Genomic DNA, 23,739 nt, shown 5'->3' with positions numbered 1-23,739 from the left:
CTTTGGGTAGCATTACACGGCCGGATATCCACACGTCCGATTGTTACCCAGCGGTACCGTTTGACGTCTCAGGAACGCTGGTCGCGGACGATCCGGAGATGCGGCGGAGGCATCGCCACGGTGTCTCCGTCACCTTTACGAGCCGCCGGGACGAGCGGCCCGTGCGCGTCCAGTTCCGCCAGCAGCGTCTCGATCGCGTCCGCCTTCGCCAGACGAGCCCGCCCGCGGTAGAGCTCCGCGGCCTCCTGCCACAGTTCCCGCGCGTCGTCGGGATCGCCGTGCTCACAGAGGACGGCCGCCAGTGCGGAAAGTGCCCGGGCCCGCCCTGTCGCGTGCCGGGTCCGGTTCGCCAACGCGACCGCCAGATGCGCGTGCCGGAGCGCCGCTCGGGCGTCGCCTTCCGCGTGCCGAAGCTGAGCGAGCACCGTATTGAGCTTCATGACCGTCGGAAGATCTTGGCTCGCCTCGATCAACGCTTGCCCGGCGGCGCACTCCGCCGACGCTTCGGCGAGCCTGCCGAGGCGAACGAGCAACGCGCCGAGGGCGGCGTGTGCCCGCATCAGTTCCGTGGCATCACCGGCCGCACGCCGATGCCTCAAGGCCTCCCGGTACAGAGTGAGCGCTTCCTCGTCGTGACCGCCCACCTCGAGCAGCGCGTCGGCGAAGCGGTGCTCCGCGCTGGCGCACAACATCGGCTCGCCCAGCGCGCGGACGGCCGGAAGTACCTTCCGGTACCTTTCGACCGCTTCGGCCGCGCGACCGGCATGGAAGTGCACTCGGGCCAGGTTCAGCCTGGTCGTCACACCGCCGATCGCGATCCCGTGCGCGTCGGCCAGTTCCAGCGCGCGCAGCAGACACCGCTCGGCCGCGTCGTCGGCGCCGGCGAGCATGTGCACGACTCCGAGATCGTTCAGGCACGATGCCAGCGAGCCCTCGTCGCCTTGCGCCGTCGCGGCACGGACGGCGATGGTGAGCCCTTCGACCGCGTCGGGGTATCTCCCCTGCAACAGGAAGAATTCGGAGGCCATCGCGGGCAGGAGATACGAGATCCCGTTGAGAACGCCTTCCGACGCCGCGCTGATGGCCATCAGAGACTTTCGTTCCCGCAACACCCATTGCCGCGCTTCGGCGACGTTCCGGAACCCGGGCGTTGGCGCCGTCCGCACCATCGGAGGCAGGTTCAGCAGCTCTTTGTGCGGGAACTGCAGGCGATACGCGTCGATGACCACGCGCAGGTAGAACTCGAACATCTTCCTTCGCGCGAGGTCCACATCGGACAATTGGGTGGCCAGGGACGCGGCATACAGATGGAGAAGGTCGTGCACGCGATACCGGTCGAGATCGGCGGGGTGTTCGATCAGATGCGCGGCGACCAGTATGTCGAGTGAGCGCCGTACCTCCGATGCCGGGCGCCCGTCCGCGGCGGCGATCACCTCGGTGGTCATCTCGGCGCTCGGGTGCAGGCCGATCAGGGCGAACACGCGCCGCTCGGCGGGTTCGAGGTCCTGGTACGAAAGGGCGAAGGCGGACCTCAGGCTCATCCCCGGCCAGTCGCCTTCGTCGCCGAGGTCCAGAAACAGGTCGGCGTCGCGCAACTGGCTCGCCAAGGTCCGCATCCGCGTGCCCGCGCGGGAGATGGCGCGTTCGGCCACCAGGGTCAGCGCCAGCGGGTTGCCCCGGCACAGCCGCACCAGCTCTTCCACTCCCTCCGCGTCGTCTCGTGCGCGGTGACCGATCCGCCGGGTCAACAGAGCGGAGGAATACCGGTCGGCGAGTGGGAACACCGTGATCACCGGCGGAGTCAGCTTCGCCGACAAGGATTTCAGGCGCCACCGCGAAACGATCAGCACCGTGCACGACGACAGGACACCCAGCAGCGGCGCGACCTGATCGGAACTGCGCACGTTGTCGAGGATCACGAGCATCGAGCGCCGGGCGAGCAGCGCCGACAGTTTCGCGGCGCGGGCGATCGGATTGACCACTTGGTCGACCGGAAAATCCAGCAACGACAAGAGGGTGTCGACTATCTCGCCGGCGTCGGCCTTCGCGGCCTGGCTGTCACCGCGAAGATCCAGCATGACCGCGCCGTGCCGGTACCGCCGTTCCGCACGGTGGGCCCATTTGGCCGCCAAGGTCGTCTTCCCGACCCCGGGTCCTCCGTTCACCACCACCGCGGCCCGTTTCGGCGCGCCCGCGGAATCGGTCGTGTAAGCGTCGAGCAGCGCTATCAGATCTACTCTTCCCGCGACATCGTCGACGTCCGGCGGTAAATGCCTTATCACGTGGTCGCTTTGGCCGGCGGAATCGAGGGGGGCCGGTTTGCGCCGCGGGATGACCCGATCCGGCCGGATCAGCACCTTGTCGTTGACGGCCCGCAGTTCGTCCGCGGCCCTTGTCTCCCCCGCCTCCCGGTAACGGGCATACGTCGCCCGGAAGAAATCGGCGGCTTCGGCGGGCTGGTCGGCTTCGGCCAGCGCCCGGATCTTCAATTTCTCGAAACTCAGTTCCCTCGGATGCGCCTGTTCGAGTTCCGCCAGTTTTCGCACCGCGGCGTCGGCTTTTCCGGTCGCCAAATGCTCCGCCACGACGAACGCGTTGGCGGGTATCCACGTATTGCGCTCCCATAAGGCGCGCCATGCGTCGGCACGCTCGGTCCGGAGATCGGCCATGGGTTCGTCCCGGCACAGCCGGAGGGCCGAAAGCGCTTCGACGAGCGCGCGGTCGTGCTGACCGAGTTCACGGAACCGGACGGCCTTGTCCATCATGACCTGGAAGCCGAAGTGATCGATCAGTGCCGGCTCGATCTCCAGCAGGCAACCGGCTTTGCCCACACTCACCTTCGCGGGCACGGAATTTTCGTCGAACGCCCGGCGGAGCTTGGTCGCGTTCTGGTGAAGCGTCGAGTGGGCGTCTTGTGGCGCCTTCTCGTGCTCTTCCCACACCCAGTCGACGACGACGTCCAGCGCCAATCGGCGGTTCGGGGCCGTCAGCAACGCGGTCAGCACCTGCCTCGGCCGAGGACCCGCCCAGTTCACATCCACATTCCCGTGCATTAGCATGGCCGTCTGCCCGAGAATTCCGAAAGCGATTTCCACGAGTGCGCCCCTTCCCCATGGCGAACCCGGGTTCGCCACCCCTGTCCCGCCGGATCATTTTTCCACCCGTCCGCGCATAAGGCCAGGTCATCGGCTTAATTGTCAAACTTCGGCGATCATCGTTGATCATCTGTCAATGAACTGACAACCGGCCGAAGCCGTTTTCTCCACGATCGCTCCCATGCTGACTGCGGATACCGGAGTTCGAGCGAGGGGAATTTCATGACCGAGTCATCGTGGGTCCGCAGTCCGGTCGGCGGTTCCGATCAGCACTGGGCGACACGCAAGGGCGTCAAATCCGTACTGGTGATGATCCCGCACATCGTCGCCGGCAATCGGCTCCTCGATCTGCTTCCGCTCTTCGAGGCCGACCACCGCGTCCAGGCGACCTTCACCGTCCCGGAATGGGAATCCTGGCGTGCCACTCACGACTTCGTGGAGGCACAAGGCGGAATAGTCCTCCCCTGGGCACAGGCCCGGCGCGGCGAGTACGACCTCGTCCTCGCCGCCAGCCAGCGCGGCATCGACGAGGTCGCGGGGCCGGTACTGCTGGTCCCGCACGGCGGCGGATTCGGCCAGTACCGGCCGTCGCGGCCTCCTGGCGCCGGCCCCGGCTGGAGTCCACAGATCGGGCTCGACGCGGGCCAGTTGATGCGGGAAGGTCGGGTACGCGCCGATTCGATCGTGCTCGTCCACGACCGCGAGATGGACGTCCTCGCCGAGACCTGCCCTCGCGCGGTGCCCGCCGCCGTCGTCGCGGGCGACATCGCGCTGGACCGGCTCACCGCCAGCCTTCCCTTCCGCGATCACTACCGGCGAGGGCTCGGCGTGACCGACGACCGGCGCCTGGTGGTCGTCACCTCGACCTGGTCCGACCGGTCGGCCTTCGGTCGTCACCACGACCTGTTCGAGCGGGTGCTCGGCGAACTCCCGCCCGAGCACTTCCGGGTGCTCGGTGTCCTGCACCCCCAGATCTGGTCGCACCACAGCCTTTGGCAGATCCGCACCTGGCTGGCCGACAGCCTGCGGTCCGGGCTCGAGCTTCTGCGCCCCGAAGGGAGCTGGCGGGCCGCCTTGATCGCCGCGGACCACGTCATCGGCGACTACGGCTCCGTGACCGGCTACGCGGCGGGCATCGGCAAACCGGTGCTCCTGGCCGTGGACGGCACGGAACCGTTGCTGCCGGGCACGCCCGGCGCGGTCATCGCCGAACACGCACCCCGGTGGGCGCCTGGTAGTTCCCTCCTCCCCTTGCTGTGCGAGGCGGAGTCCTCCGGTGTGGCCGAGCGGGTCCGCGAGTTGCTCTCGTCCCGGCCGGGCCGCGCCGGCGAGATCCTGCGCGCCGAGATGTACCGCCTCCTCGGCTTGCCCGAACCCACCAGGGCGGTCCCGTTGTCCCCCGTGCCGATGGCGGAGGTGCTGCCATGCCGGGCTCTGTAGCGGACAGTTCGTTCCTCTTGGCCGACGCGAACGACGGAATCCACGCCTCCCTCGCCGATGTGCTCGTCCACTCGGGACCGTGTCCGGTCGCGGACGCCCGCGCTGTGCTCGCGAGCGACTTCGACCGGTTGCCCGGCCTCACGGTCGTCGCCGTCGCGTGCTCCCCCGGGCGCTGTCTCGTCGGCGACCGCATGGGCGACGTGATGGTCCTCCCGTGCGTGTCCGCCGAACTGGCGGGCGCGGGAGCCTATCTGTGGCTACTCGCCGGCCGTCGGCTCGGGCTGTTGCGGATGGTCGCGCCGCGCGGCCAAGGCATCCAGCCGGGCACGGGCCCGCTGTACCCGCAGCCCGCCGGTCGGGCCGCACAGGTCGAGTGCCTCGATCAGCTGGGCACGGGCGGCACCGAAATCACCCTCGAGCTCAGCGATCTCGGCGAACGCCACCAGCACATCGGACTGATAGGCGGCCGAACCTGACGCGTCGAACACCGCGGCGGCGCGGGCCAGTTCACGTTTCGCCGCGGTGATCTCGCCCGCTCGCGCGTCGATCCGCGCCAGCGACAGGGTGACCTCGGCCTCGCCCTTCACATCGCCGATTCCCGTGAACAGCTCTCGGGCGAGACGCAGATGCCGGGTGGCGTCGGCGGTCCGGCCCGCCTGCAGCAACGCCTCGCCGATCCGGCGGTGCCGCTGGGCGACGCCTCGGTCGATCCCGAGTTCCCGCTCGATCACGAGGCTCTGGCCGAAGAACCCGACCGCCCGCTCGAAGTCGCCACGGCCTTGTGCCGCCATACCCAGCTGGTCCAGGGCCACGGACTCGTTGTGGCGGCTCCCGGCTCCCCTCGCCAGGTCCGCGGCCTTCAGACATTCGGTTTCGGCCGCTTCGAAGCGTCCCAGGTCCAGGTGGGCACGGGCCAGCTGGCAGCGCAACCGTGCTTCGGCGATCGTGTGGCCGCACCGGTGTGCCGCGGCGATGCCGACCTCGTGCGTCCGGAGCCAAAGCTGATAGTGCTTGCGGTAGAGGAACAGTTCCCAGAGGGCTTCGCACAGTTGCCAGGCGAGTTCGTCCTGGCCCAGCGCGGACGTCTCTTCGAGCACCTCGATGATGTCCGGCAACCGTTCATCCAGCCAGTCAAGGGCTTCGGCACCCGTGGCGAACAACGCGGGCGCGGTCTCGTACCGGGCGCGTGCGGTACCGACCGCCCACCGCATCGGGATCACCGCCAGGTTCGCCCGCGTCATCCGGCGCAGGTACCAGTCCGCGATACGGGCGACGACTTCGAACCGTTCGTCGTCCGGCAGGGCCCGCGCGTGCAACCGCACCAGATCGTGGAAGCGGTAGCCACGCTCGCCGACCTCCTCGAGGAGGCTGGCGTCCGCCAGTTCTTGGAGCCCGTCCGCGGCCTCGTTTTCGGAGACCCGCGCCGCGGCGGCCGCCGCCCCCACTTCGATCGTCAGCCCCGGATACTCGCCCGCCAGCCGGTAAAGCCTGGCCGCGTGCGGCGACAAGGCCGAATAGGACGAGTCGAAGGTGGCCGTCAACGACGCCTCCCCCACCGGCGACAGCTTCGTCAACCGCACCCGTTCGTCACGGAGCTCCGCCACCATCCTCGCCACCGGCCATTTCGGCCGCGACGCCAATCTCGCGCCCGCCACCCGGAGCGCGATCGGCAGCCGTCCGCACAATGCCGCCAGCGTGGTCACCTCCGGAAGTTCCCCCGCCACCCGCGATTCGCCCACCGAACGTGTCAGCAGCTCGACGGCGTGCTCCTCCGGCAGAGGCGCCATGTCGACGAACCGCGCGCCCTCCGCGTGCAGGCCGTCCAGCCTCAGCCTGCTGGTGACCACCACGACGCAGCCCGACGAGGCCGGGATCAACGGCCGCACCTGCGCGGCCGAGATCGCGTTGTCCGCCACGAGCAGCAGCCGCATCCCCGCGGTGGTGGTCCGGAACAGCGCCGCCTGCTCGGCCAGCCCGACCGGGACCCGCTCCGGCGGAACACCCAGTGCCCGCAGGAACGCTCCGAGCGCGTCCTCGGGCGGCACGGCCGTCTCCGGCGAGAACCCGCGCAGATCCGCGTACAGCTGGCCCGACGGGAAGCGTCCGGCGTTCCGCACCGCCCACGTGACCGCGAGCGCGGTCTTGCCCACTCCACCGGGCCCGACCACCACGGTCACCGCGGGCGACCGGTCGAGCGAATCGTCCTCCTGACCGGCGGCGGCCGAGTCGAGCGCTTCGAGTTCGGCGATCCTGCTCGTGAAGTGCGCGGGGACCGGAGGCAACTGACGGGGAACCGGGGTACCGGAGAGTGATCGCTCGACGGTCGCCGAGCCGACGTCATCTCCCATGACCACACCTTGGCGGGCGGCGATCCGAGCGTGAATTGCGCGGTCGCGGTTCTCCACGTTCGAGAACGGACTTCCACGACGAACAGAATCGTGGGTCACGCGTCAAAGATCGCATGCTCGTGTCTCCCCACACGGCCGTTTTCTTTTGTCCGCGCAATTCCCGGACCCGAGAACTCCCGGCAATGCCCGAACCTCCCTGTCTACCTCGCCGAGCGGGTTCCCTCCCGGCGAACGAGGTACATCTACCCGAAAGAACCAAGGCATCGACCTCCGCGCCCCCCATACGCCTCGATGCAGGAGGCATCGACGACATCACCACATACAGTGATCTCGGACACTTCCATTTCCGCGAACAATCGAAACCGGCCGACAAGAAAGAACGTTATCGGAAACGCTCCGGAATACCCGGGACGGTTCCGTTTTCGCGCGATTCCCCGGCCGGACGATCATGCGGCGGACCATCAGGCGGATGGTGACCGCCACGAGGCCCGCCGGCGACGAGGTCATCTACTCGCCCAAGATCGTTTTCCCGCGGTTCACTCTTCTTTCGGGGCAATTCGGACATGAGCCATACCCCCGAGTAGCCACTTGTGTGACTTCTGTATGCTCCGCTCTCGCTCGATGGGATTAGTCATCCCCCATCCGGGCGAGCCGTTGCGGTCGGGGCCTGTGGTCGCATGCGGCACTGGGATTCGTGGTCCGTATTCGGATGGGAGACACATGCACGGCAGGTCAGTTCTGGTTCGTGGCGGGATCGCGGTCGCCACCGCGGCCGTCGCGCTGACGATGGCCGCTCCGGCCGCCCTCGCCGACGACGGCGCGGCGCGGGGCCGGGTCGTCGAGGGTTCCGGCACCGAGGGTTTCAGCGTCAACTTCGAGGGCGGGCAGCACTACGTCACGAAGCTGTTCGGGCTGAAGCTCTCCGACGGCAGCAAGCTCAAGATGTACTGCGTGCAGGTCGAGGTCGGCATGCGCACCGATCAGGACATGATCGAACGTCCGTGGAACAAGTACCCGGACGCCGCTTCGCCGTTCAACAAGAACAACTCGAAGATCAACTGGGTCCTGCACCACGGCTACCCGGCCGTCGCCGTGAAGGCGCTCGAGGGCGCGCTCGGCAAGGACGTCAAGCTGACCGACGGCCTGTCCGTCGAGGAGGCGGTCACCGCGACGCAGGCCGCCGTCTGGCACTTCAGTGACGGCAAGGACCTCGACCGCAAGAAGCCGCTGCCCTACGAGAGCGCCGAAGAGTCCGCCGACGTGCTGGCCGTCTACGACTACCTCACCGGCAAGCAGAACGTCGGCATCGGGGCGCAGCCGAAGCCGACCCTCGACATCGGCCCGGCCAAGGCCTCCGGCGCGACCGGCTCCAAGATCGGTCCGTTCAGCATCGCCACCAACGGTGACATCACCGAGCTGACGAGCAAGCTGCCCGAGGGCGTCAAGGTCACCGACGCCGACGGCAAGGAGATCAAGGCCGCCGCCATCAAGGACGGCACCAAGGTCTACGTCGACGTTCCCAAGGACGCCAAGGACGGCAACGGCTCGTTCTCGCTGAAGGTCAGCGGCCACCTCGACACCGGTCGCCTGTTCGTGGGCGAGAACTACGCCAAGGTGCCCGCCCAGTCCCTGATCGTGGCGGAGTCCGAGAAGACCTCGGTCGTCGCGAACGCGACCGCGGCCTGGAAGCAGGGTGGCGCCCCCGCCACCGACACCCCTGCGCCCACCACCCCCGGTGGCGCCGAGTCGGGTGGCGGCAACGAGCTGGCCAACACCGGTGCCTCCGCGACCATGCCGCTGGTCATCGGTGGCGCGCTCCTCGGCGCGGGTGTGCTGATGGTGCTGCTGGTGCGCCGTCGCCGTAGCGAGGCGTAAGAAGCGAACGACGAAGCGGGGCCGGTCCATTGTGGACCGGCCCCGCTTTCGCGTTCACCGGTCGTAGTGCGTGCCCGGCGTGTGCCCGAAGGCGCGGCGGAAGACGTCGATGAACGCGCTGGTGGACGACCAGCCGCAGGCATGCGCCACCGCGGTCACCGAAGTGTCCTCGGCGAGGAGGACCAAAGCACGGTAGAGCCTCAATTGCGTGCGCCACTGCGGGAACGTCATGCCGAGATCGGCTTTGAAGAGCCGGGCCAGCGTGCGGTCACTGGCCCCGACCCGGGCGCCGAGGGCGGCCAGCGTCCGGTTGTCGGCCGGATCGGCGCTGAGGATCTCGCACAGTGCGCGCAGCCGCGGGTCGTCGGGCGTCGGCAGGTGCAGGGGTTGCTGCGGCGAAGCGCGCAGCTGATCGAGCAGGACCGCGCGCAGACGGCGGCGTTCCGGGGTGTCGTCGCGCGGCGGATCGGTGTACGCGCGGATGAGTTCGCGCAGGAGCGGGCCGACGGCCAGCACGCTCGGTTCGTTCAGCCGCAACGGGTTCACGGTGGCGGGCAGGCCGACCAGCCGGAGTTCGAGGTCGCCGTGCGCCTGATGGGCGTGCACGGTCCCGGCGGGCACCCAGATCGCCCTCGTGGCCGGGGCGACCCAGGAACCCTTGTCGGTCGTGATGGCCAGGACGCCACGGGCGGCGTAGACGACTTGGTGCTCGTCGTGGCGGTGCGCGTCGACGATCATGCCGGAGGCCAGGGACCGGACCTGGGTCGGCGCCGCGGGGAGGTGGCGGATTTCCGTCATCGTTTGTCATTTTATCGGAAGCGCGACACCGGCGCCCGCGACGAGCATGGCGGGATGCCGAAGATCAAAGCGATCGCCCTGCTCTCGGCCGGGCACGCGTGTGTGGATGTGTATCAAGGTTCGGTCGCCGCGCTGGTGCCGTTCTTCGCGGCCGAACGTGCCTACGGATACGCGGCGGTGTCGGGCATCGTGCTCGCCGCGTCGCTGCTGTCGTCGGTGGCGCAGCCGTTGTTCGGCGCGCTGACCGACCGCTGGGCGATGCCGTGGCTGCTGCCGTCGGCCACCCTCCTCGGCGGCCTCGGGATCGGGCTCGGCGGGCTGGTCGACTCGTACGCGCTGACGCTCGTTTTCGTCGCCCTGTCGGGAATCGGCGTGGCCGCCTACCACCCGGAGGCCGCACGGGTCGCGAGGATCGCGGGCGGCGGCGGTCATACCGCCATGGGATGGTTCTCCCTCGGCGGGAACATCGGGTTCGCCGCCGCTCCAGTCCTCGTCGCCGCGGTCATGGCGCTGGGCGGGCTCCGGATGTCGCCGCTGCTCGTCGTTCCCGCACTGGCCGGCTCCGTGCTCTGCCTGCCCGTACTGCGCGCCCTCACGCGAAAGGCCGGCAGCGGCGACTCGCGCTCGGACGCCGTCGGCGTCGACGACTGGAGGTCGTTCGCGAAACTGTCGGCGGCGGTCGTCTGCCGCTCGATCGTGTTCGTCGGGCTGAGCACGTTCGTCTCCCTCTACGCCCAGCAGCGGACCGGCGGCGGCACGACGACGGGCAGCGCCGCCCTGTTCGTGCTCTATGTCGGCGGCGCCGTGGGCACCCTCCTGGGAAGCAGGCTGGCCGGACGCCGAGGCCGGGTCGCCGTGATCCGCTGGTCGTACCTGGCCACCGTCGGCACGGTCGCGGGAGTCGTGTTCGTGCCGGGCCCGGCCTTCTTCGCCTTCGTCCTGCTGGCCGCGGTGAGCCTGTACATCCCCTTCTCGTTGCAGATCACCCTCTCCCAGGACTACCTCCCCACGCGGGTCGGCACCGCCAGCGGCGTCACGCTCGGCCTGACGGTCAGCATCGGCGGTCTCGCGAGTCCCGTCATCGGAACGGTCGCCGACCACACTTCTCTGCAGACGGCCTTGATTCCGTTGATCGCGCTGCCGCTTTTGTGCTGGATCACAACCCGCACCCTGTCCGAGCCGTGCTCCGTCCAAACAGGAGCGGGAGAAAGGTCAATGTCGCGACAATAAATGGTGTACTGCCCTGTACATCATCGGTTACCGGCTGGTAGGTTCCGGGAATCCAAACGTGATCCACTTCATGATTCAAAGGGGAGTCATGACCCGAAAGCCCGCTCGTCTGCTGGCCGTCGCGATCGCCCTCATCGTCGGTTTCGCCGCCGCGCCCGCCGCCTCCGCCGCCCCCGCCACCGATCCGTTCTACAGTTACGACGGCAGCGAACCGTTGTCTTCGTACAGCCCCGGGACCGTGCTGAAGACCCGGACGCTCAATTACCACGTCCTCGGCATTTCCACGCCGCTCAAGGTGACCCAGTTGCTCTACCGGTCCACCGACGCGCAGGGGAAGCCGTCCGCCAACGTCACCTCGGTGCTGCGCAGCCTCACCGGCGACAGCACCAAAGCCGTTTCGTACCAATCGTTCTACGATTCACTGAATCCCGAGCACGGCCCGTCGAGGGCGATCGCCGGCGACGTCTCGCTCGGCGGCCTGATCGCCAACGCGGAGTCGCTGTTCATCGCGCCCGCGCTGCTGCTGGGCTACAACGTCGTCATCCCCGACACCGAAGGCCAGAAGGCGAACTTCGCCGCCGGGCCGGAATACGGGACGAACACGCTCGATTCCATCCGCGCCGCGACGAGGTCGCCGGGGACGGGAATGAACGACAAGACCCGGTTCGGGCTCATCGGCTATTCGGGCGGCGCCATCGCGACCGGCTGGGCGGCCGCGCTCGCGCCGGATTACGCGCCCGAGGTCAACAAGAACCTCGTCGGTTTCACCGAAGGCGGAGTACTCGTCAAACCGTCGCACAATCTCAAATACGTCAACGGCAGTGTCGCGTGGACCGGTGTCATCCCGATGGCGCTCATCGGCGTCTCGCGGTCTTTCGACATCGATCTCAAGCCGTACGCGAATTCGTACGGGCTCCAGGTGCTCAAGGACATGGAGAAGGCGTCGATCGTCGACGCGCTCGGCCGTTATCCCGGGCTGACGTGGGAGAAATTCGTCAAACCCGAGTACACGAACCCGAACAAGGTGCTGCCGTACGTCGAGGCCGTGAACAAGATCAACCTCGGTTCCGCGCCGACGCCGACCGTGCCCGGCTACATCGCGCAGGGCAACAACGGTGTCGTGGAAGGCACTTTCGGCAATCCGCCGGGGATCGGGACCGGTGACGGCGTGATGGTCGCCGGTGACGTGCGCTCGCTCGCCCGGCAGTACTGCGACACCGGCAACAAGTCGATCAAGTACGACCAGTACGACCTGCTGAGCCACGTCGGGGCGGCCGTCGCCTGGGCGCCGCAGGCCATCGGCTGGCTCAACGACCGGTTCGCGGGCAAGACAGCGCCGTCCAGCTGCGGGAAGATCGCGCCCGGCAACTCCCTCGCCCCGGAGGTGCCGGTCAGCTGACCGCTCGGTCCGTGAAGGCCTCCTTGAGGGACTCTGGGTCCCTTAAGGAGGCCTTCACGGATTTCGGGGACCGGTACGGTGCCGCACGTGACCGAGCACCGCAAGCTGCCGAAGGGGCCGCACAACCTCAGCCGCGACGAGGTCGCCGGAACCCAGCGGGCCCGGCTGATCGACGCGGTTCTGGAGAACACCGGCAAACGCGGCTACGTCGCCACCACCGTCGGCCACGTCACCGCCACGGCGGGCGTGTCACGGACCTCGTTCTACGAGCAGTTCACCGGTAAACAGGACGCGTTCCTCGCCGCCTATCGCGAGATCACCACCGAGTTCATCACGCAGGGCGTCGCCGCGGGTGCCGAGGCCGCCACTCCGCTGGACGCCGTCGCCGTCTGCTGCGATTTCCTCGTCGACTACGTGCATCGGCGTCCCACCGCGGTCCGCGCCGCGCTGCTGGAGATCTACGCGCTCGGCGACGCGGGGCTCGAAGCACGAGAGAAGACCTTGCGTGCCGGTGAGGCCGTCTTCGATCGGACGGCGGAATGGTTGCGCGCCACCGATCCGGCGCTGCCGTCACCGCCGCCGTTCACCGCGCGGACGGTCGTCGCCGCCACCATCGAGCTGATCACGCAGGCCATCTGGATCGGCACTCCGGACGCCTACGGCCAGGCACGCGAGGCCGTCCGCTACACCTGGCTGCTCGGCCTGTTCGGGCACCGGAGCGTCGAGGGCTAACGGGCGAGGCGCCGCCGTTCGAAGTCGACGATCAGTTTCGGATACCGCCGAGGGAGCAACCGGACGAGCCGGTCGACCAGTTTCGCGTCGTTTCCGACGAGCACCCGCGGTTTCCCCGCCTCGACGCCGTCGACGATGATGCGGGCGGCCTGATCCGCCGGCATCTTCAGCAGCTTCTCGTTGTACACGCGGACGCGTTCCCGCTGTTCGGCGGTGGGCTCGATGCCACGCGCCTCGGCTTCCTTCAGCGCCGCCGAGGCGATGCCGGTCTTGACGCCGCCCGGATGGACGACCGTCACCCGCACCGGATGCCTGCCCGCGATCATCTCCGTGCGCAGCGCCTCGGTGAACCCGCGGACGCCGAACTTGCTGGCGCAGTAGGCGCTGAGCGTCGGCTGGGCCATGAAACCGTTGAGGCTGGAGATGTTCACGACCTGGCCGTCACCGGAGTCGATCAGATGCGGCAGGAAGGCCTTGGTGCCGTTGATGACGCCGAAGAGGTTGACCGCGAGTGTGCGGTCGTACAGCTCCCATTCGGCGTCGAGCACGGTCTGCCCGCCGCCCGCGATCCCCGCGTTGTTGTAGATCTGGTGCACCACACCGAATTGCCCGGCGACGGTGGTCGCGTACTCCTGCACGGCCGCCCGGTCGCTGACGTCCAGTGCGGCGCCCTGCACTTCCGCGCCGAGGGCCTTGACCTCGGCGACGGTCTCGGCCAGCCCGCTTTCGTCCACATCGGACACCGCGAGCCGCGCTCCGCGCCGGGCGAGTTCGAGCGCCAGCTGACGGCCGATGCCGGAACCGGCGCCGGTGACGACGGCGACCTTGCCGCGAACGCTGCTCATCGGGTTTCTCCTGCCGGATCGAGGGCCACTTCGGCGGTGAGCTCGACGAGCCGGTCGACGAGACCCAGGGCGATGTGGTGGCCCATGCCCGGGATTTCGACGTAGCGGGAGCCACTGATGGCCTTGGCGGTCGCGCGACCGCCGCTGTGGTGGACCATCCGGTCGGTGTCGCCGTGGACCACGACCGTCGGGCAGGTGATGCGGGCGAGTTCGGCGCCGCGGTCGCCGCTGGCCTGGATCGCGCCGATCTGGCGGGCGATACCGCTGCGGGCGCGCCGTCCCCCGGCACGTTCCCACAGCCCTTCGGCCCAGGCCGTTTCGACGTCCTTGTCCAGCGGGAACGTGGCCGAACCGAGGTGGCCCATCAGCGACAGGTGCCCCACCACGGATTCCTCGACCGTCCGGGCGGGCCGCCTCGCCATGCGCACCAACGTCGACTTCGCGGGCTGCCCGACACGGCGATGTCCGGTGGTGGAGAAGATCGACGTCAGCGACAGGACGCGGCCGGGATTCCGGGCGGCGACGGTCTGGGCGATCATGCCGCCCATCGACATACCGACCAGATGCGTCTTCCCGATGCCCAGGTGGTCCAGCAGGCCTACGGTGTCCGCCGCCATGTCGCCGAGGTCGTACGCGCCGGGCAGCGGTTTGGCCAGCAGTTGCCGGAGTTTGCCCGGGTTCGGCGCCTTGATGCGATCCGAACGGCCCGCGTCCCGGTTGTCGAACCGGACGACCCTGAAGCCGCGGCGGGTGAAGCCGTCGATCATTTCCCGCGGCCACGACGTGAGGTCCAGGCCGAGGCCGGCGATCAGCACCAGCGGCACCCCGTCGGCCGGGCCGTCCTCGCGGTAGCAGAGCCGCGGGCCGCCGGGGAGGTCGGCGAAGCTGTCGGTCACGAGCCCACCGCCTCACGGACCTTGGCACGGGAGAAGTGCAGCTCGGGATCGGTGATGTCCTCCGCGCGCAGCAGTTTGATGTCCGAGTGGTAGCTCATCGAAGTCAGCCACGGCATGCGGTCACCCTGACGCGGGAGCTGGTCGAGAGCGCGCTGCACGTATCCCGCGGCGAAGTCCAGGAACGGCTTCGTCGGCATGTCCGGATCGGCGAGGACGGGACGGCAGACGTCGTAGCCGTGGGTGTCCATATGCGTCAGCAGGCGGCAGAAGTGCTCGCACAGCAGGCCGATCTTGAGCGTCCACGACGAGTTCGTGTAGCCGATCGCGAAGGCGGCGTTCGGCACGTCGGAGAGCATCATTCCCTTGTACGCGACGGTTTCCGGCAGGATCACCGGTTTCCCGTCGACGCTGAGCTTCGCCCCGCCGAACACCTGGAGGTTCAGGCCGGTGGCGGTGACGATGATGTCCGCCTCCAGCTCGCGCCCGGATTCGAGCAGGATGCCCTTCTCGGTGAACGTCTTGATCTTGTCGGTGACGACGTCGGCCTGCCCCTTGCGGATCGCGGCGAACAGGTCGCCGCCGGGCACCGCGCACAGCCGCTGGTCCCACGGGTCGTACGGCGGGTTGAAATGCTCGTCGACCGGATAGTCCTTGGGAAGCTGCTTCTTGTTGACGTACCGGATGAGGCCGCGGGCGGTCTTCGGGAACTTCTGGCAGAACTGCCAGACCGCGAGTCCCTTGCGGATGTTCTTGCGGCGGGTGAGCGCGTACGCCCGCTCGTCGCCGAGGATCTTGCGCAGGCCGTTCGCGATCTTGTCCTCGCGCGGCACCGGCATCACGTACGTCGGGGTGCGCTGCAGCATCGTCACGTGCGCCGCGGTGCCCGCCATCGCCGGGATCAGGGTGACCGCGGTGGCGCCGCTGCCGATCACGACGACGCGTTTGCCCGCGTAGTCGAGGTCCTCCGGCCAGTGCTGCGGGTGCACGATCGTGCCGGCGAAGCGGTCGCGGCCTTCGAAGCGCGGGGTGAAGCCCTCGTCGTAGCGGTAGTAGCCGCCCGCGTTGAACAGCCAGCCCGCGCTGAGCCGAGTGCGCTCGCCGGTGTCGGTCCGCTCGATCTCCAGCAGCCAGCGCGCCTCGTCACTCGACCAGGCCGCCGAGAGCAGCTTGTGGTGGTAGCGGATGCTGGGCTCGATGCCGTTCTCGGCGATCGTCTCGCGCAGGTACGACAGGATCCGGGGCGCGTCGGCGATCGACTGCTTGTCCCGCCACGGCTTGAACTCGTAGCCGAAGGTGTGGAGGTCGGAGTCGGAGCGGATACCCGGGTAGCGGAACAGGTCCCAGGTGCCGCCGGACGTGCCGCGGGCCTCCAGGATGGCGAACGTCTTGCCCGGGTTCTCGGTCTTCAGGTAGCGCGCGGCCCCGATCCCGGAAATCCCGGCACCGATGATGACCACGTCGAGGTGCTCGACGGGTGTGCTCGTCGTCATGCGGTACTCCAGCCTCGTCTCGGTTCTCTCCACGATGCGGGGCGGACGTGGAGTTGCGCTAGCGCTATCTGCACCATCATGCTGCACTCATGGTGCAAAGTGCCGCATCGCCGTGGCCGACCCTGTCGCCCGAGGCCCGTGACCTCTTCCGGCAGGGCGCGGAAATCGTGCTGCATCCGCGCGCCGAATGGATCGAGGAGCTGCACGAAGCCTCCCTCGGCGGCGACAGCATGCGAGCGGTCGCCGAGGACCCCGTGCTCACCGAGGGGACCAAACGCGCGAATCTGGCGAATCTGCTGCACTGGGCGGCCGCCAACGTGCAGCATCCCGGCAAACGCGTCTCCGCCAACCTGAACCAGGAGGTGCTCGACGGCGCCCGCGACATGGTGCGCCGCGGCTTCGACTCCGGCGGCCTCGACGCCTACCGGCGGGCGCAAGGAGTGGCCTGGCGCCGGTGGATCGAGATCTGTTTCGACCTCACGTCGGATCCGGTCCTGCTCCGCGAACTGCTCGACGTCTCGTCGCTGTCCATCACCACGTTCATCGAGGACACCGTCGCCGCGGTGTCGGAACGCATGGCCGCCGAACGCACGGAACTGACCCGCGGCGCCCACGCCGAACGGCGGGCGACGGTCACGCTGCTGCTGGAAGGCGCGCCCATCAGCCGCTCGCGCGCCGAAGCCCAGCTCGGCTACCCGCTCGCCGGTCCGCATACGGCCGCGATCGTCTGGAGCGGCTCGGTCACCCCGTCGTCGCAGCAGCTCGAAACCGCCGCGGAAACGCTCATGCGCGCCAGCGGCGCCTCACACCGGCTGACCGTCGTCGCCAGCGCCGCCGCGTTGTGGGTCTGGCTGCCCGGCCGGACGCCGCCGCGCACGGACCGGCTCGCCGAAGACCTCGCGCCGCATCCCGACGTCCGGGTCGCCCTCGGGCGGCCAGGCAGCGGGATCGACGGCTTCCGCCGCAGCCACCTGGACGCCGCCGCCACCCAGCGGATGCTCGCCCGGCTCACCTCACCGCAGCAGATCGCGCGGTACCAGGACATCCAGCTGCTCGTGCTGCTCACCGGTGATCCGGCGCAGGCGGGCGAGTTCATCGCCGACACCCTCGGCGAACTCCGGCACGCCGACGCCGAGACCCGGGAGACCGTGCGGACCTACGTGCACGAACTGGGCAACACGACGCGGACCGCGGAACGGCTCTACACGCACCGCAACACCGTCGTCCGGCGGCTGGCGCGGGCCGACGAACTGCTCCCCCGGCCGTTGGCGGAGAACGCGGTGGACGTCGCCGTGGCGCTGGAAACGTTGCGGTGGCTGGGAAGCGGGGCTTGAGCCGTCACGATAACGGCAGGTCGAGGTTCCGGATCATGGCGCGTTGTTCCGCCGTCAGCTCGCCCTCGACCGTGATGGTGAACGGCGGCGGTTCCTCGCGGGAGCGCAGGAAGTTGCCCCAGGCGATCCCCAAGTTCGCCAGCCCGGTCAGGGAGCCGATGGACATGCAGATGACCTCGAAGAACTCGGGGTTCCGCGACCCCGCGAGGCTGATCGTCGCGGACCGCGTCACGTCGGCGTCGTCGCGGAGCCAGCTGTAGAACTCGGTCAGCGCTTGTTCGTCGCCGGCGGCGTTGATCGTCAGCTCCATGGGGCCTCCCTCGAACGTGCTATGCCTCCCAGTCGTGGCCTCGGCCCGGCGCGTAACAGAAATCCTGTCCTGAGATCTGACCGGTGGTCCCCGTTGACCATCCGGTGACGAAACCCGGATCATCAAAGGCATCCCAGCTCCGGCGCACGGCCGAACCCGAGGGCGGACAACGATGTCATCGCTGATCCATCTCGCGCTTTGCCTGATCCTGACGGCGATTCCCGCACCGGCGGGGAAACCGGTGACCACAGCGGCGGTGGTCTGTGTGCTGTCTTGCGACACCCTCGACCCATCCCGAGCCGGGGAGGACACCTTTCCGGTCCCGGACGCACTGATCAACGGAAGGCTGCTTCGCCTCCACGTGTCCGATGCGGACGGCATGGCCTGGGGCAGTATCGATCGGGGTACGGCCGGGGACGCGGTCTGGCTCGACCGGTCCTGGGACGGCGGCGCGACGTGGGAAGGGTTGCTGGGCAAGGCGAGCATTCCCGGCACCTGGACCGGCACGAGAACGTTGATGTACAACGTGACCGATCCCGGGAACCACCGGCGCGGCCTGATCCGCGCGTGCGGGGACGCCGCCGGAATCGTCTGTACTCAATGGATATACCCGAAGGTCTGCGATGTCGTCTGCGACGGCTCGACGCAAACGGACGGGGACACTCAGCCGGTTCCGCCGACGACGTTGTTCGGGCGGACGATCCGGCTGCACGTCGACCGGAACGCGATGGCCTGGGGCACCATCGAATCCGGCGCGCGGGGCGACGAGATCTGGCTGGACCGCTCCTGGGACGCGGGCGTGAGCTGGGCGGGCGGTTCCTCGCTCGGCCGGACGTCGGTCGCCACGGGGGCGAGCACCGGACGGACGGCGTCGTTCGCGACCCGAGATCCCCGCGGCCGCCACCACGGCGGCGCGGTCCGTGCCTGCGGGCGGGAAGCCGGGCACCAGGAAGGATCCTGTACGGCGTGGGCCCGTCCGGCGCCGTCCCGCGCGCAGGCAGCGGCCGACGCGCTCCTGTACTCCTACGATCCGTATCCGGGCTGGTGGCCGAGCAGCTGGTGGAATTCGGCGGCGACCTTGACGGCGGTCATCGACCACGCCAGGAGCACCGGGGATCGCCGATACGACTGGATCATCGCGCGGACCTTCGAGCGGAACCGCGGTGTCTTCGCCGCCGGTGAGCGGAGTTCCGATGCCATCGAAGGGAATTTCGCCAGCCGCGCCATCGACGACAGCGCCTGGTGGGGTCTGGCATGGGTGGCCGCCTACGACCACACCGGCGATCCGCGGTATCTCTCCATGGCGACCACGATCGCCGCCTACGTGCACCAGTACTGGGATCCGGGTACATGCGGCGGCGGTGTCTGGTGGGACCGGGAACGGACCTACAAGAACGCCGTCACCAGTGGTCTGTACCTGCGGCTCGCGGCTTCGGTCCACCGCCGGACGCCGGGCGACTCCTTGTGGCTGCAACGATCGCGGACCGCCGCGGACTGGTACCTCGCCAGCGGGATGATCAACGCGGCCGGGCTGGTCAACGACGGCCTGACACGCGACTGCCGCAACAACGGCCAGACGGTGTGGACCTACAACCAGGGGCTGGGCATCGGCGGTCTGGTCGAGATCTGGCGAGCCACCGGCGAGACCCGCTGGCTCGACGCGGCCCGGCGGCTGGGCGACGCGGCGGTGAACGGCACCGTGCTCACGAAGAACGGCGTGCTCACCGAATCATGCGACATCGGCCAGAATTCCTGTGACGACAACCAAAAGCAGTTCAAGGGCAGCTTCATGCGGTTCCTCGCCGATCTCGCCGCCGCGACGAACTCCACGGCTTACCGTGACTACACCCGGCGGCAGGCCGACACGCTGTGGGCGTCGGCCCGGGACCCGCTGAACCGGATCGGTCAGCGCTGGGCCGGCGGGACACCGACTCAGGTCGATTGGCGGACGCAGGCGAGCGGGCTCGGCGCTCTCACCGCCTCGTCGTGAGGCGGGCGAACCTCTAGATTGGAGGCATGGTTTCCACCGCCGAGAAGGCCACGCGGCTGCAGGAGTTGCACGCCGCCCCCGAACTGCTGCTCGTCGTCAACGTCTGGGACGCGATCACCGCGAAGGTCGTCGCCGAAACCCCCGGTACACAGGCGCTCGCCACGCCGAGCCACGGTATCGCCGCCGCCCGCGGCTATCCCGACGGCGAGGTGATCCCCCGCGACGAGATGATCTCCGAGGTCGCCCTGGTCGTCCGGGTGGCGGGCGATCTGCCGGTCACCGCCGACCTGGAAGCGGGTTACGGCGACCCGGGCGGCACGGTCGCCCGCGCGATCGAGGTCGGCGCGGTCGGCTGCAACCTCGAAGACCAGATGAAGCCGCTGGCCGAATCCGTCAAGGCCGTCGAGGCCGCGGTCGCCGCCGCCCAGTCCGCCGGGGTCGACTTCGTCCTCAACGCCCGCACCGACGCCTTCCTCCGGGCGGGCGACCGTGACCCCGAGGAGGTGCTTGCCGACGCGATCGCCCGTGGCCGCGCGTATCTGGACGCGGGCGCGTCGAACGTCTTCGTGCCCGGCAAACTCGACGAGAGCCAGGTCGGCAGGCTGGTCGAGGCGCTGGGCGAGCGCAAGGTGAACCTGATCGGCGTCCCGGGTTCGATCCCGCTGGCCACCGCGCAGAAGCTCGGCGTCTCCCGCGTGTCCTACGGGCCGTTCAGCCAGAACGTCGCGCTCACCGCGCTGGCGAAGCTCACCGAGGACGTCTACGCCGGCGGCGGTCTGCCCGCCGACATGCGCAAGCTGAACTGAGCGGGCCGGAGTCCGTCGAAGTAGGGTCCCTTCCATGGTGCGCGGTGTCGGCCGGACGGAAGGGACCCTGCTGACAGGCGCGGTGCTCGCGGCACTCGTGGCGACCGGCGTCCAGGCGAAATCCCCCGGCACGTGGCTGCTGGAAGTCGTCTGGGTGCTGATCGGGCTGCCGCTGGTGGTCGCGCTGCGCAAGCGCTTTCCCTTGACCCGTTTGCTGTGCTGGCTGCTGGTGCTGCACGCGTTCGTGCTGTGTTACGGCGGTCAGTACACCTACGCCGAGACGCCGGCCGGAGAGTGGTTCCAGGCCTGGATGGGCACTCAGCGGAACAACTACGACCGGTTCGCCCACTTCGTCCAGGGTTTCGTCCCCGCGGTCGCCGTCCGCGAGGTGCTGCTGCGACGGACGCCACTGCGCCCCGGCGGCTGGGTCGCGTTCCTGACCGTCTGTGTCTGCCTGTCGATCGCCGCCGGCTTCGAATTCGTGGAGTGGTCCAGCGCACTCCTCGCCGGCTCGGGCGCGGACGACTTCCTGGGCACCCAAGGGGATGTCTGGGACACCCAGTGGGACATGTTCCTCTGCCTGTGCGGCGCGGTGGTGTCCTTGCTGGTCTGGCGCAGGGTGCACGACCGGCAGCTCGACGGGCGATAGCCGGGCCCGGGGGCTTTCGAGGCGGCAGATACGGTCGTCGTCATGAATTTGCGAGCCGCGGCGGTGCGGCGTAAACCGGTCGCCGACCTGATCACCGAGGGTGATCACGGCACGCTGAAGCGCTCCCTCGGCCTCGGGCAGCTGACCATGCTCAGCATCGGCGCGACGCTGGGCAGCGGGATCTTCGTCGTACTCGGTGAAGCGGTTCCCGTGGCGGGCCCCGCGGTCGTGCTGTCGTTCGTGCTGGCCGGTGTCACCGCGCTGTTCTCGGCGCTCTCCTACGCCGAACTGGCCGGGATGATCCCGGTGTCCGGTTCGTCCTACTCCTACGCGTACGCCACGCTCGGCGAACTGGTCGCTTGGGTCTGCGGCTGGTGCCTGGTGCTCGAGTACGGCGTCTCGGTGGCGTCGGTCGCCGTGGGCTGGGGGCAGTACCTCAACGAACTGCTGCGGCTGACGTTCGGTTTCGCCATCCCCGACGCGTTGAGCCAGCCGCCGGGGTCGGGCGGGATCGTCAACGTCCCGGCCATCGTCGTCGTGCTGCTCGCCATGTTCCTGTTGTTGTCGGGCGCGAAGGAGAGTGCGCGGGCCAACGCGATCATGGTCGTGATCAAGGTCGGCACGCTGGTGTTGTTCTGCGCGATCGCGTTCTCGGCGGTGCGGGCGGCGAACTTCACCCCGTTCCTGCCGCTCGGCCTGGCCGGGCTGAGCGCGGGCGCCGCGAAACTCTTCTTCTCCTACATCGGTTTCGACGCCGCGTCCACGGCGGGCGAGGAGGCGAAGAACCCGCAGCGCGACCTGCCTCGGGCGATCCTGCTCTCGCTCGCCATCGTCACCGTGCTGTACTGCCTGGTCGCCGTGGCCGCGGTCGGCGCGTTGCCGTGGCAGGAGTTCGACGGCCAGGAGGCCGCGCTCTCGCATGTGCTCGGCGTCGTGGCGGACAACCCGTTGTGGGCCGGGCTGCTCGCGGTCGGCGCGATCGTGGCGATCTCCAGCGTGGTGCTGACCGTCCTCTACGGACAGACGCGCATCCTGTTCTCCATGTCGCGCGACGGCCTGGTGCCCGCCGCGCTGTCCAAAGTGGATCCCAAAAGCGGCACGCCCCGGATCAACACCCTCGTGGTCTCCGGTTTCGTCGCGGCGCTGGCCGCGTTCATCCCGCTCGGGAAGCTGGCCGACGCCACCAGCATCGGCACGCTCTTCGCCTTCGGGCTGGTGAACGTCGCCGTCCTGCTGCTGCGACGGCGGCAGCCGGAGGCACCGCGCTCGTTCCGGGTGCCGTTCTCCCCCGTCACGCCGATCCTGGGGGTGCTGTGCTGCGGTTACATGATGCTCAGCCTCGACGGCGCCACCTGGATCGTCTTCGCCGGTTGGATGGCGCTCGGCCTGCTGATCTACTTCGGTTACAGCATGCGCCGATCCCGGCTGGCCGCGGAATAGCCCGTTCGCCGCCATAATTCCTAGCCTGTCCAGCCGCAGTACGGGCCGGATCATTGAAGTGACGGTGATCGATAGGGGACACTTCCGTCCGACCACGGAAAACCCTACCGTGAACCGAGGAATTCATGCGCCGAAATCGCATTACCGTGCTGACCGCGTGCCTCGTCCTGTCCCTCTCCCCATTCCCCGTGTCCGCCGCCGCGCAAGAGACGGCGGCCCCCTTCTGTTATGAAGAACCCGTCCAGCCGAAAGCCGATGTAAGTGACATAAAGGCCGGTTTCCAGTCCACGAAGTGGCTTCAGACGATCCAGGCCGTGTACAAGCGGCGCTGGCCCAGCGGCGAAGGCCTCGCGACCGCCCAGGCCAAGGACAAGTACTTCAGCCAGTTCGTGAACAAGACCAGCTTCAACGCGCTCGCCGAGTCCCTGATGGTGGCGATCCACGAAGAGACCCACATGTGGGATCTGGATCCTTCGAGAACCTCTTGGGACGTCTATGTCTCCGCCTGGATCGACGCTTCCCGCAAGGCGATGAAGGTCCCGATCCACGGCGGATTCCCACGCCGCGAAATACTCCCGCTGATCACGGACGATCTCACGCGGTCGATGGACGACATCTACCTGCGCGACCAGCAGCAGGGTTCGTACCGGATCCAAGGTGTCATCGCGGAACTCAACGCCGGGCTCATGGGATTGCCCGCGGCGACCGTCGTCGCCGACTACATCCAAGGAGTGGGCGCGAGCAATTCCCGCGACATCGCGGCCACGAACATGCGCTACCTCCAGCTGTACCTGCGCGTCGCCAAGACGAAGCATCCCGATTACTGGGCCAAGATCAAGGCGCAGCCCGAATTACGCGAATTCGTGCTCATCGAGTTCCTTCGGACGGCCTACTGGCTGGATCAATCCGCGCCCCATGCCGCCAAACTCGGCAGTGCGGACGTGGCCAAGATCGTCGCCAAGAACTACGCCCCCGAGAACATCGCGATCATCGAGGAGTTCACCGGCGCCAAGGTGAACACCGGCACGGCCAGGAACTGCACGGTCTGACGCCGCACCCGGC

General features: G+C 68.5%; 18 protein-coding genes. 11 read left to right on the top strand and 7 right to left on the bottom strand.

Annotation, left to right across the window (positions count from 1 at the left end):
* Positions 1–68: 68 nt before the first annotated feature.
* Positions 69–3,095: an AfsR/SARP family transcriptional regulator gene (locus AMK34_RS21310; RefSeq protein WP_073846542.1), complete on the bottom strand. Its 3,027-nt coding sequence runs from the start codon at positions 3,093–3,095 to the stop codon at positions 69–71.
* Between the two features lie 222 nt (positions 3,096–3,317).
* On the opposite strand from AMK34_RS21310, the gene AMK34_RS21305 reads away from it, so the two are divergent.
* The gene (locus AMK34_RS21305; protein WP_073846541.1) at positions 3,318–4,535 is read left to right on the top strand and encodes a hypothetical protein; all 1,218 of its coding nucleotides are present in this window, start codon (positions 3,318–3,320) and stop codon (positions 4,533–4,535) included.
* A 257-nt stretch (positions 4,536–4,792) separates the two neighbouring features.
* On the opposite strand, the gene AMK34_RS21300 is transcribed toward AMK34_RS21305, so the two are convergent.
* Entirely contained in the window at positions 4,793–6,883 is a 2,091-nt protein-coding gene (locus tag AMK34_RS21300) for a tetratricopeptide repeat protein (protein WP_083649934.1), read from the bottom strand.
* 720 nt (positions 6,884–7,603) lie between these two features.
* On the opposite strand from AMK34_RS21300, the gene AMK34_RS21295 reads away from it, so the two are divergent.
* A complete protein-coding gene (locus AMK34_RS21295; protein WP_038516932.1) occupies positions 7,604–8,758 on the top strand; it encodes a thioester domain-containing protein in 1,155 nt (384 codons plus the stop codon).
* 54 nt (positions 8,759–8,812) lie between these two features.
* On the opposite strand, the gene AMK34_RS21290 is transcribed toward AMK34_RS21295, so the two are convergent.
* Positions 8,813–9,556, bottom strand: coding sequence for an AraC family transcriptional regulator (locus AMK34_RS21290; RefSeq protein WP_073846540.1), 744 nt, complete (start codon positions 9,554–9,556; stop codon positions 8,813–8,815).
* A gap of 54 nt (positions 9,557–9,610) precedes the next feature.
* Between AMK34_RS21290 and AMK34_RS21285 the strand changes: the two genes are divergently transcribed.
* The 3 genes from AMK34_RS21285 to AMK34_RS21275 all read left to right on the top strand — a co-directional run bounded on the left by AMK34_RS21285 (position 9,611) and on the right by AMK34_RS21275 (position 12,917).
* Complete coding sequence (locus tag AMK34_RS21285) at positions 9,611–10,786, top strand: MFS transporter (protein WP_073846539.1); 1,176 nt, start codon at positions 9,611–9,613, stop codon at positions 10,784–10,786.
* Positions 10,787–10,874: 88 nt separating this feature from the next.
* Positions 10,875–12,185 (top strand): lipase family protein, encoded by a 1,311-nt coding sequence (locus AMK34_RS21280; protein WP_038516938.1) that lies wholly within the window; start codon positions 10,875–10,877, stop codon positions 12,183–12,185.
* Positions 12,186–12,272: 87 nt separating this feature from the next.
* On the top strand, positions 12,273–12,917 hold the full coding sequence (locus AMK34_RS21275) for a TetR/AcrR family transcriptional regulator (protein WP_241832818.1): 645 nt from the start codon (positions 12,273–12,275) through the stop codon (positions 12,915–12,917).
* Here AMK34_RS21275 and AMK34_RS21270 read toward each other — a convergent pair.
* Genes AMK34_RS21270 through AMK34_RS21260 form a run of 3 tightly spaced genes read right to left on the bottom strand, consistent with a single transcriptional unit; the run spans position 12,914 to position 16,148 of the window.
* A complete protein-coding gene (locus AMK34_RS21270) occupies positions 12,914–13,762 on the bottom strand; it encodes an SDR family NAD(P)-dependent oxidoreductase (protein ID WP_073846537.1) in 849 nt (282 codons plus the stop codon). The two genes, AMK34_RS21275 and AMK34_RS21270, sit on opposite strands and share 4 nt — an antisense overlap.
* On the bottom strand, positions 13,759–14,658 hold the full coding sequence (locus AMK34_RS21265; RefSeq protein WP_073846536.1) for an alpha/beta fold hydrolase: 900 nt from the start codon (positions 14,656–14,658) through the stop codon (positions 13,759–13,761). The genes AMK34_RS21270 and AMK34_RS21265 overlap by 4 nt, the downstream gene beginning before the upstream one ends.
* A complete protein-coding gene (locus AMK34_RS21260) occupies positions 14,655–16,148 on the bottom strand; it encodes a flavin-containing monooxygenase (protein WP_073846535.1) in 1,494 nt (497 codons plus the stop codon). Before AMK34_RS21260 ends, AMK34_RS21265 begins: the two co-directional genes overlap by 4 nt.
* A gap of 89 nt (positions 16,149–16,237) precedes the next feature.
* On the opposite strand from AMK34_RS21260, the gene AMK34_RS21255 reads away from it, so the two are divergent.
* On the top strand, positions 16,238–17,482 hold the full coding sequence (locus tag AMK34_RS21255) for a PucR family transcriptional regulator (RefSeq protein WP_073846534.1): 1,245 nt from the start codon (positions 16,238–16,240) through the stop codon (positions 17,480–17,482).
* A 4-nt stretch (positions 17,483–17,486) separates the two neighbouring features.
* Here the strand turns inward: AMK34_RS21255 and AMK34_RS21250 are convergent, their stop codons facing one another.
* Positions 17,487–17,792 carry an effector-associated constant component EACC1 gene (locus AMK34_RS21250; RefSeq protein WP_073846533.1) on the bottom strand — a complete coding sequence of 102 codons (306 nt, stop codon included), beginning with the start codon at positions 17,790–17,792 and terminating at the stop codon, positions 17,487–17,489.
* Positions 17,793–17,964: 172 nt separating this feature from the next.
* Here AMK34_RS21250 and AMK34_RS21245 point away from each other — a divergent pair, with 172 nt between their 5' ends.
* The 5 genes from AMK34_RS21245 to AMK34_RS21225 all read left to right on the top strand — a co-directional run bounded on the left by AMK34_RS21245 (position 17,965) and on the right by AMK34_RS21225 (position 23,726).
* Entirely contained in the window at positions 17,965–19,782 is a 1,818-nt protein-coding gene (locus AMK34_RS21245) for a glycoside hydrolase family 76 protein (protein ID WP_073846532.1), read from the top strand.
* 26 nt (positions 19,783–19,808) lie between these two features.
* Positions 19,809–20,588 carry an isocitrate lyase/PEP mutase family protein gene (locus AMK34_RS21240; protein WP_038516954.1) on the top strand — a complete coding sequence of 260 codons (780 nt, stop codon included), beginning with the start codon at positions 19,809–19,811 and terminating at the stop codon, positions 20,586–20,588.
* Positions 20,589–20,622: 34 nt separating this feature from the next.
* Entirely contained in the window at positions 20,623–21,237 is a 615-nt protein-coding gene (locus AMK34_RS21235) for a DUF2238 domain-containing protein (RefSeq protein WP_073846531.1), read from the top strand.
* Positions 21,238–21,279: 42 nt separating this feature from the next.
* Positions 21,280–22,677, top strand: a complete 1,398-nt coding sequence (locus AMK34_RS21230; protein ID WP_038516959.1) for an amino acid permease — start codon at positions 21,280–21,282, stop codon at positions 22,675–22,677.
* 314 nt (positions 22,678–22,991) lie between these two features.
* A complete protein-coding gene (locus tag AMK34_RS21225) occupies positions 22,992–23,726 on the top strand; it encodes a hypothetical protein (RefSeq protein ID WP_073846530.1) in 735 nt (244 codons plus the stop codon).
* Positions 23,727–23,739: the final 13 nt, after the last annotated feature.

The sequence above is a fragment of the Amycolatopsis sp. CB00013 genome (genome assembly GCF_001905755.1).
Classification (GTDB): Bacteria; Actinomycetota; Actinomycetes; order Mycobacteriales; family Pseudonocardiaceae; genus Amycolatopsis; species Amycolatopsis japonica.
The sequence above is the reverse complement of the archived record's forward strand: the minus strand, read 5'-3'. Positions and strand labels throughout refer to the sequence as shown.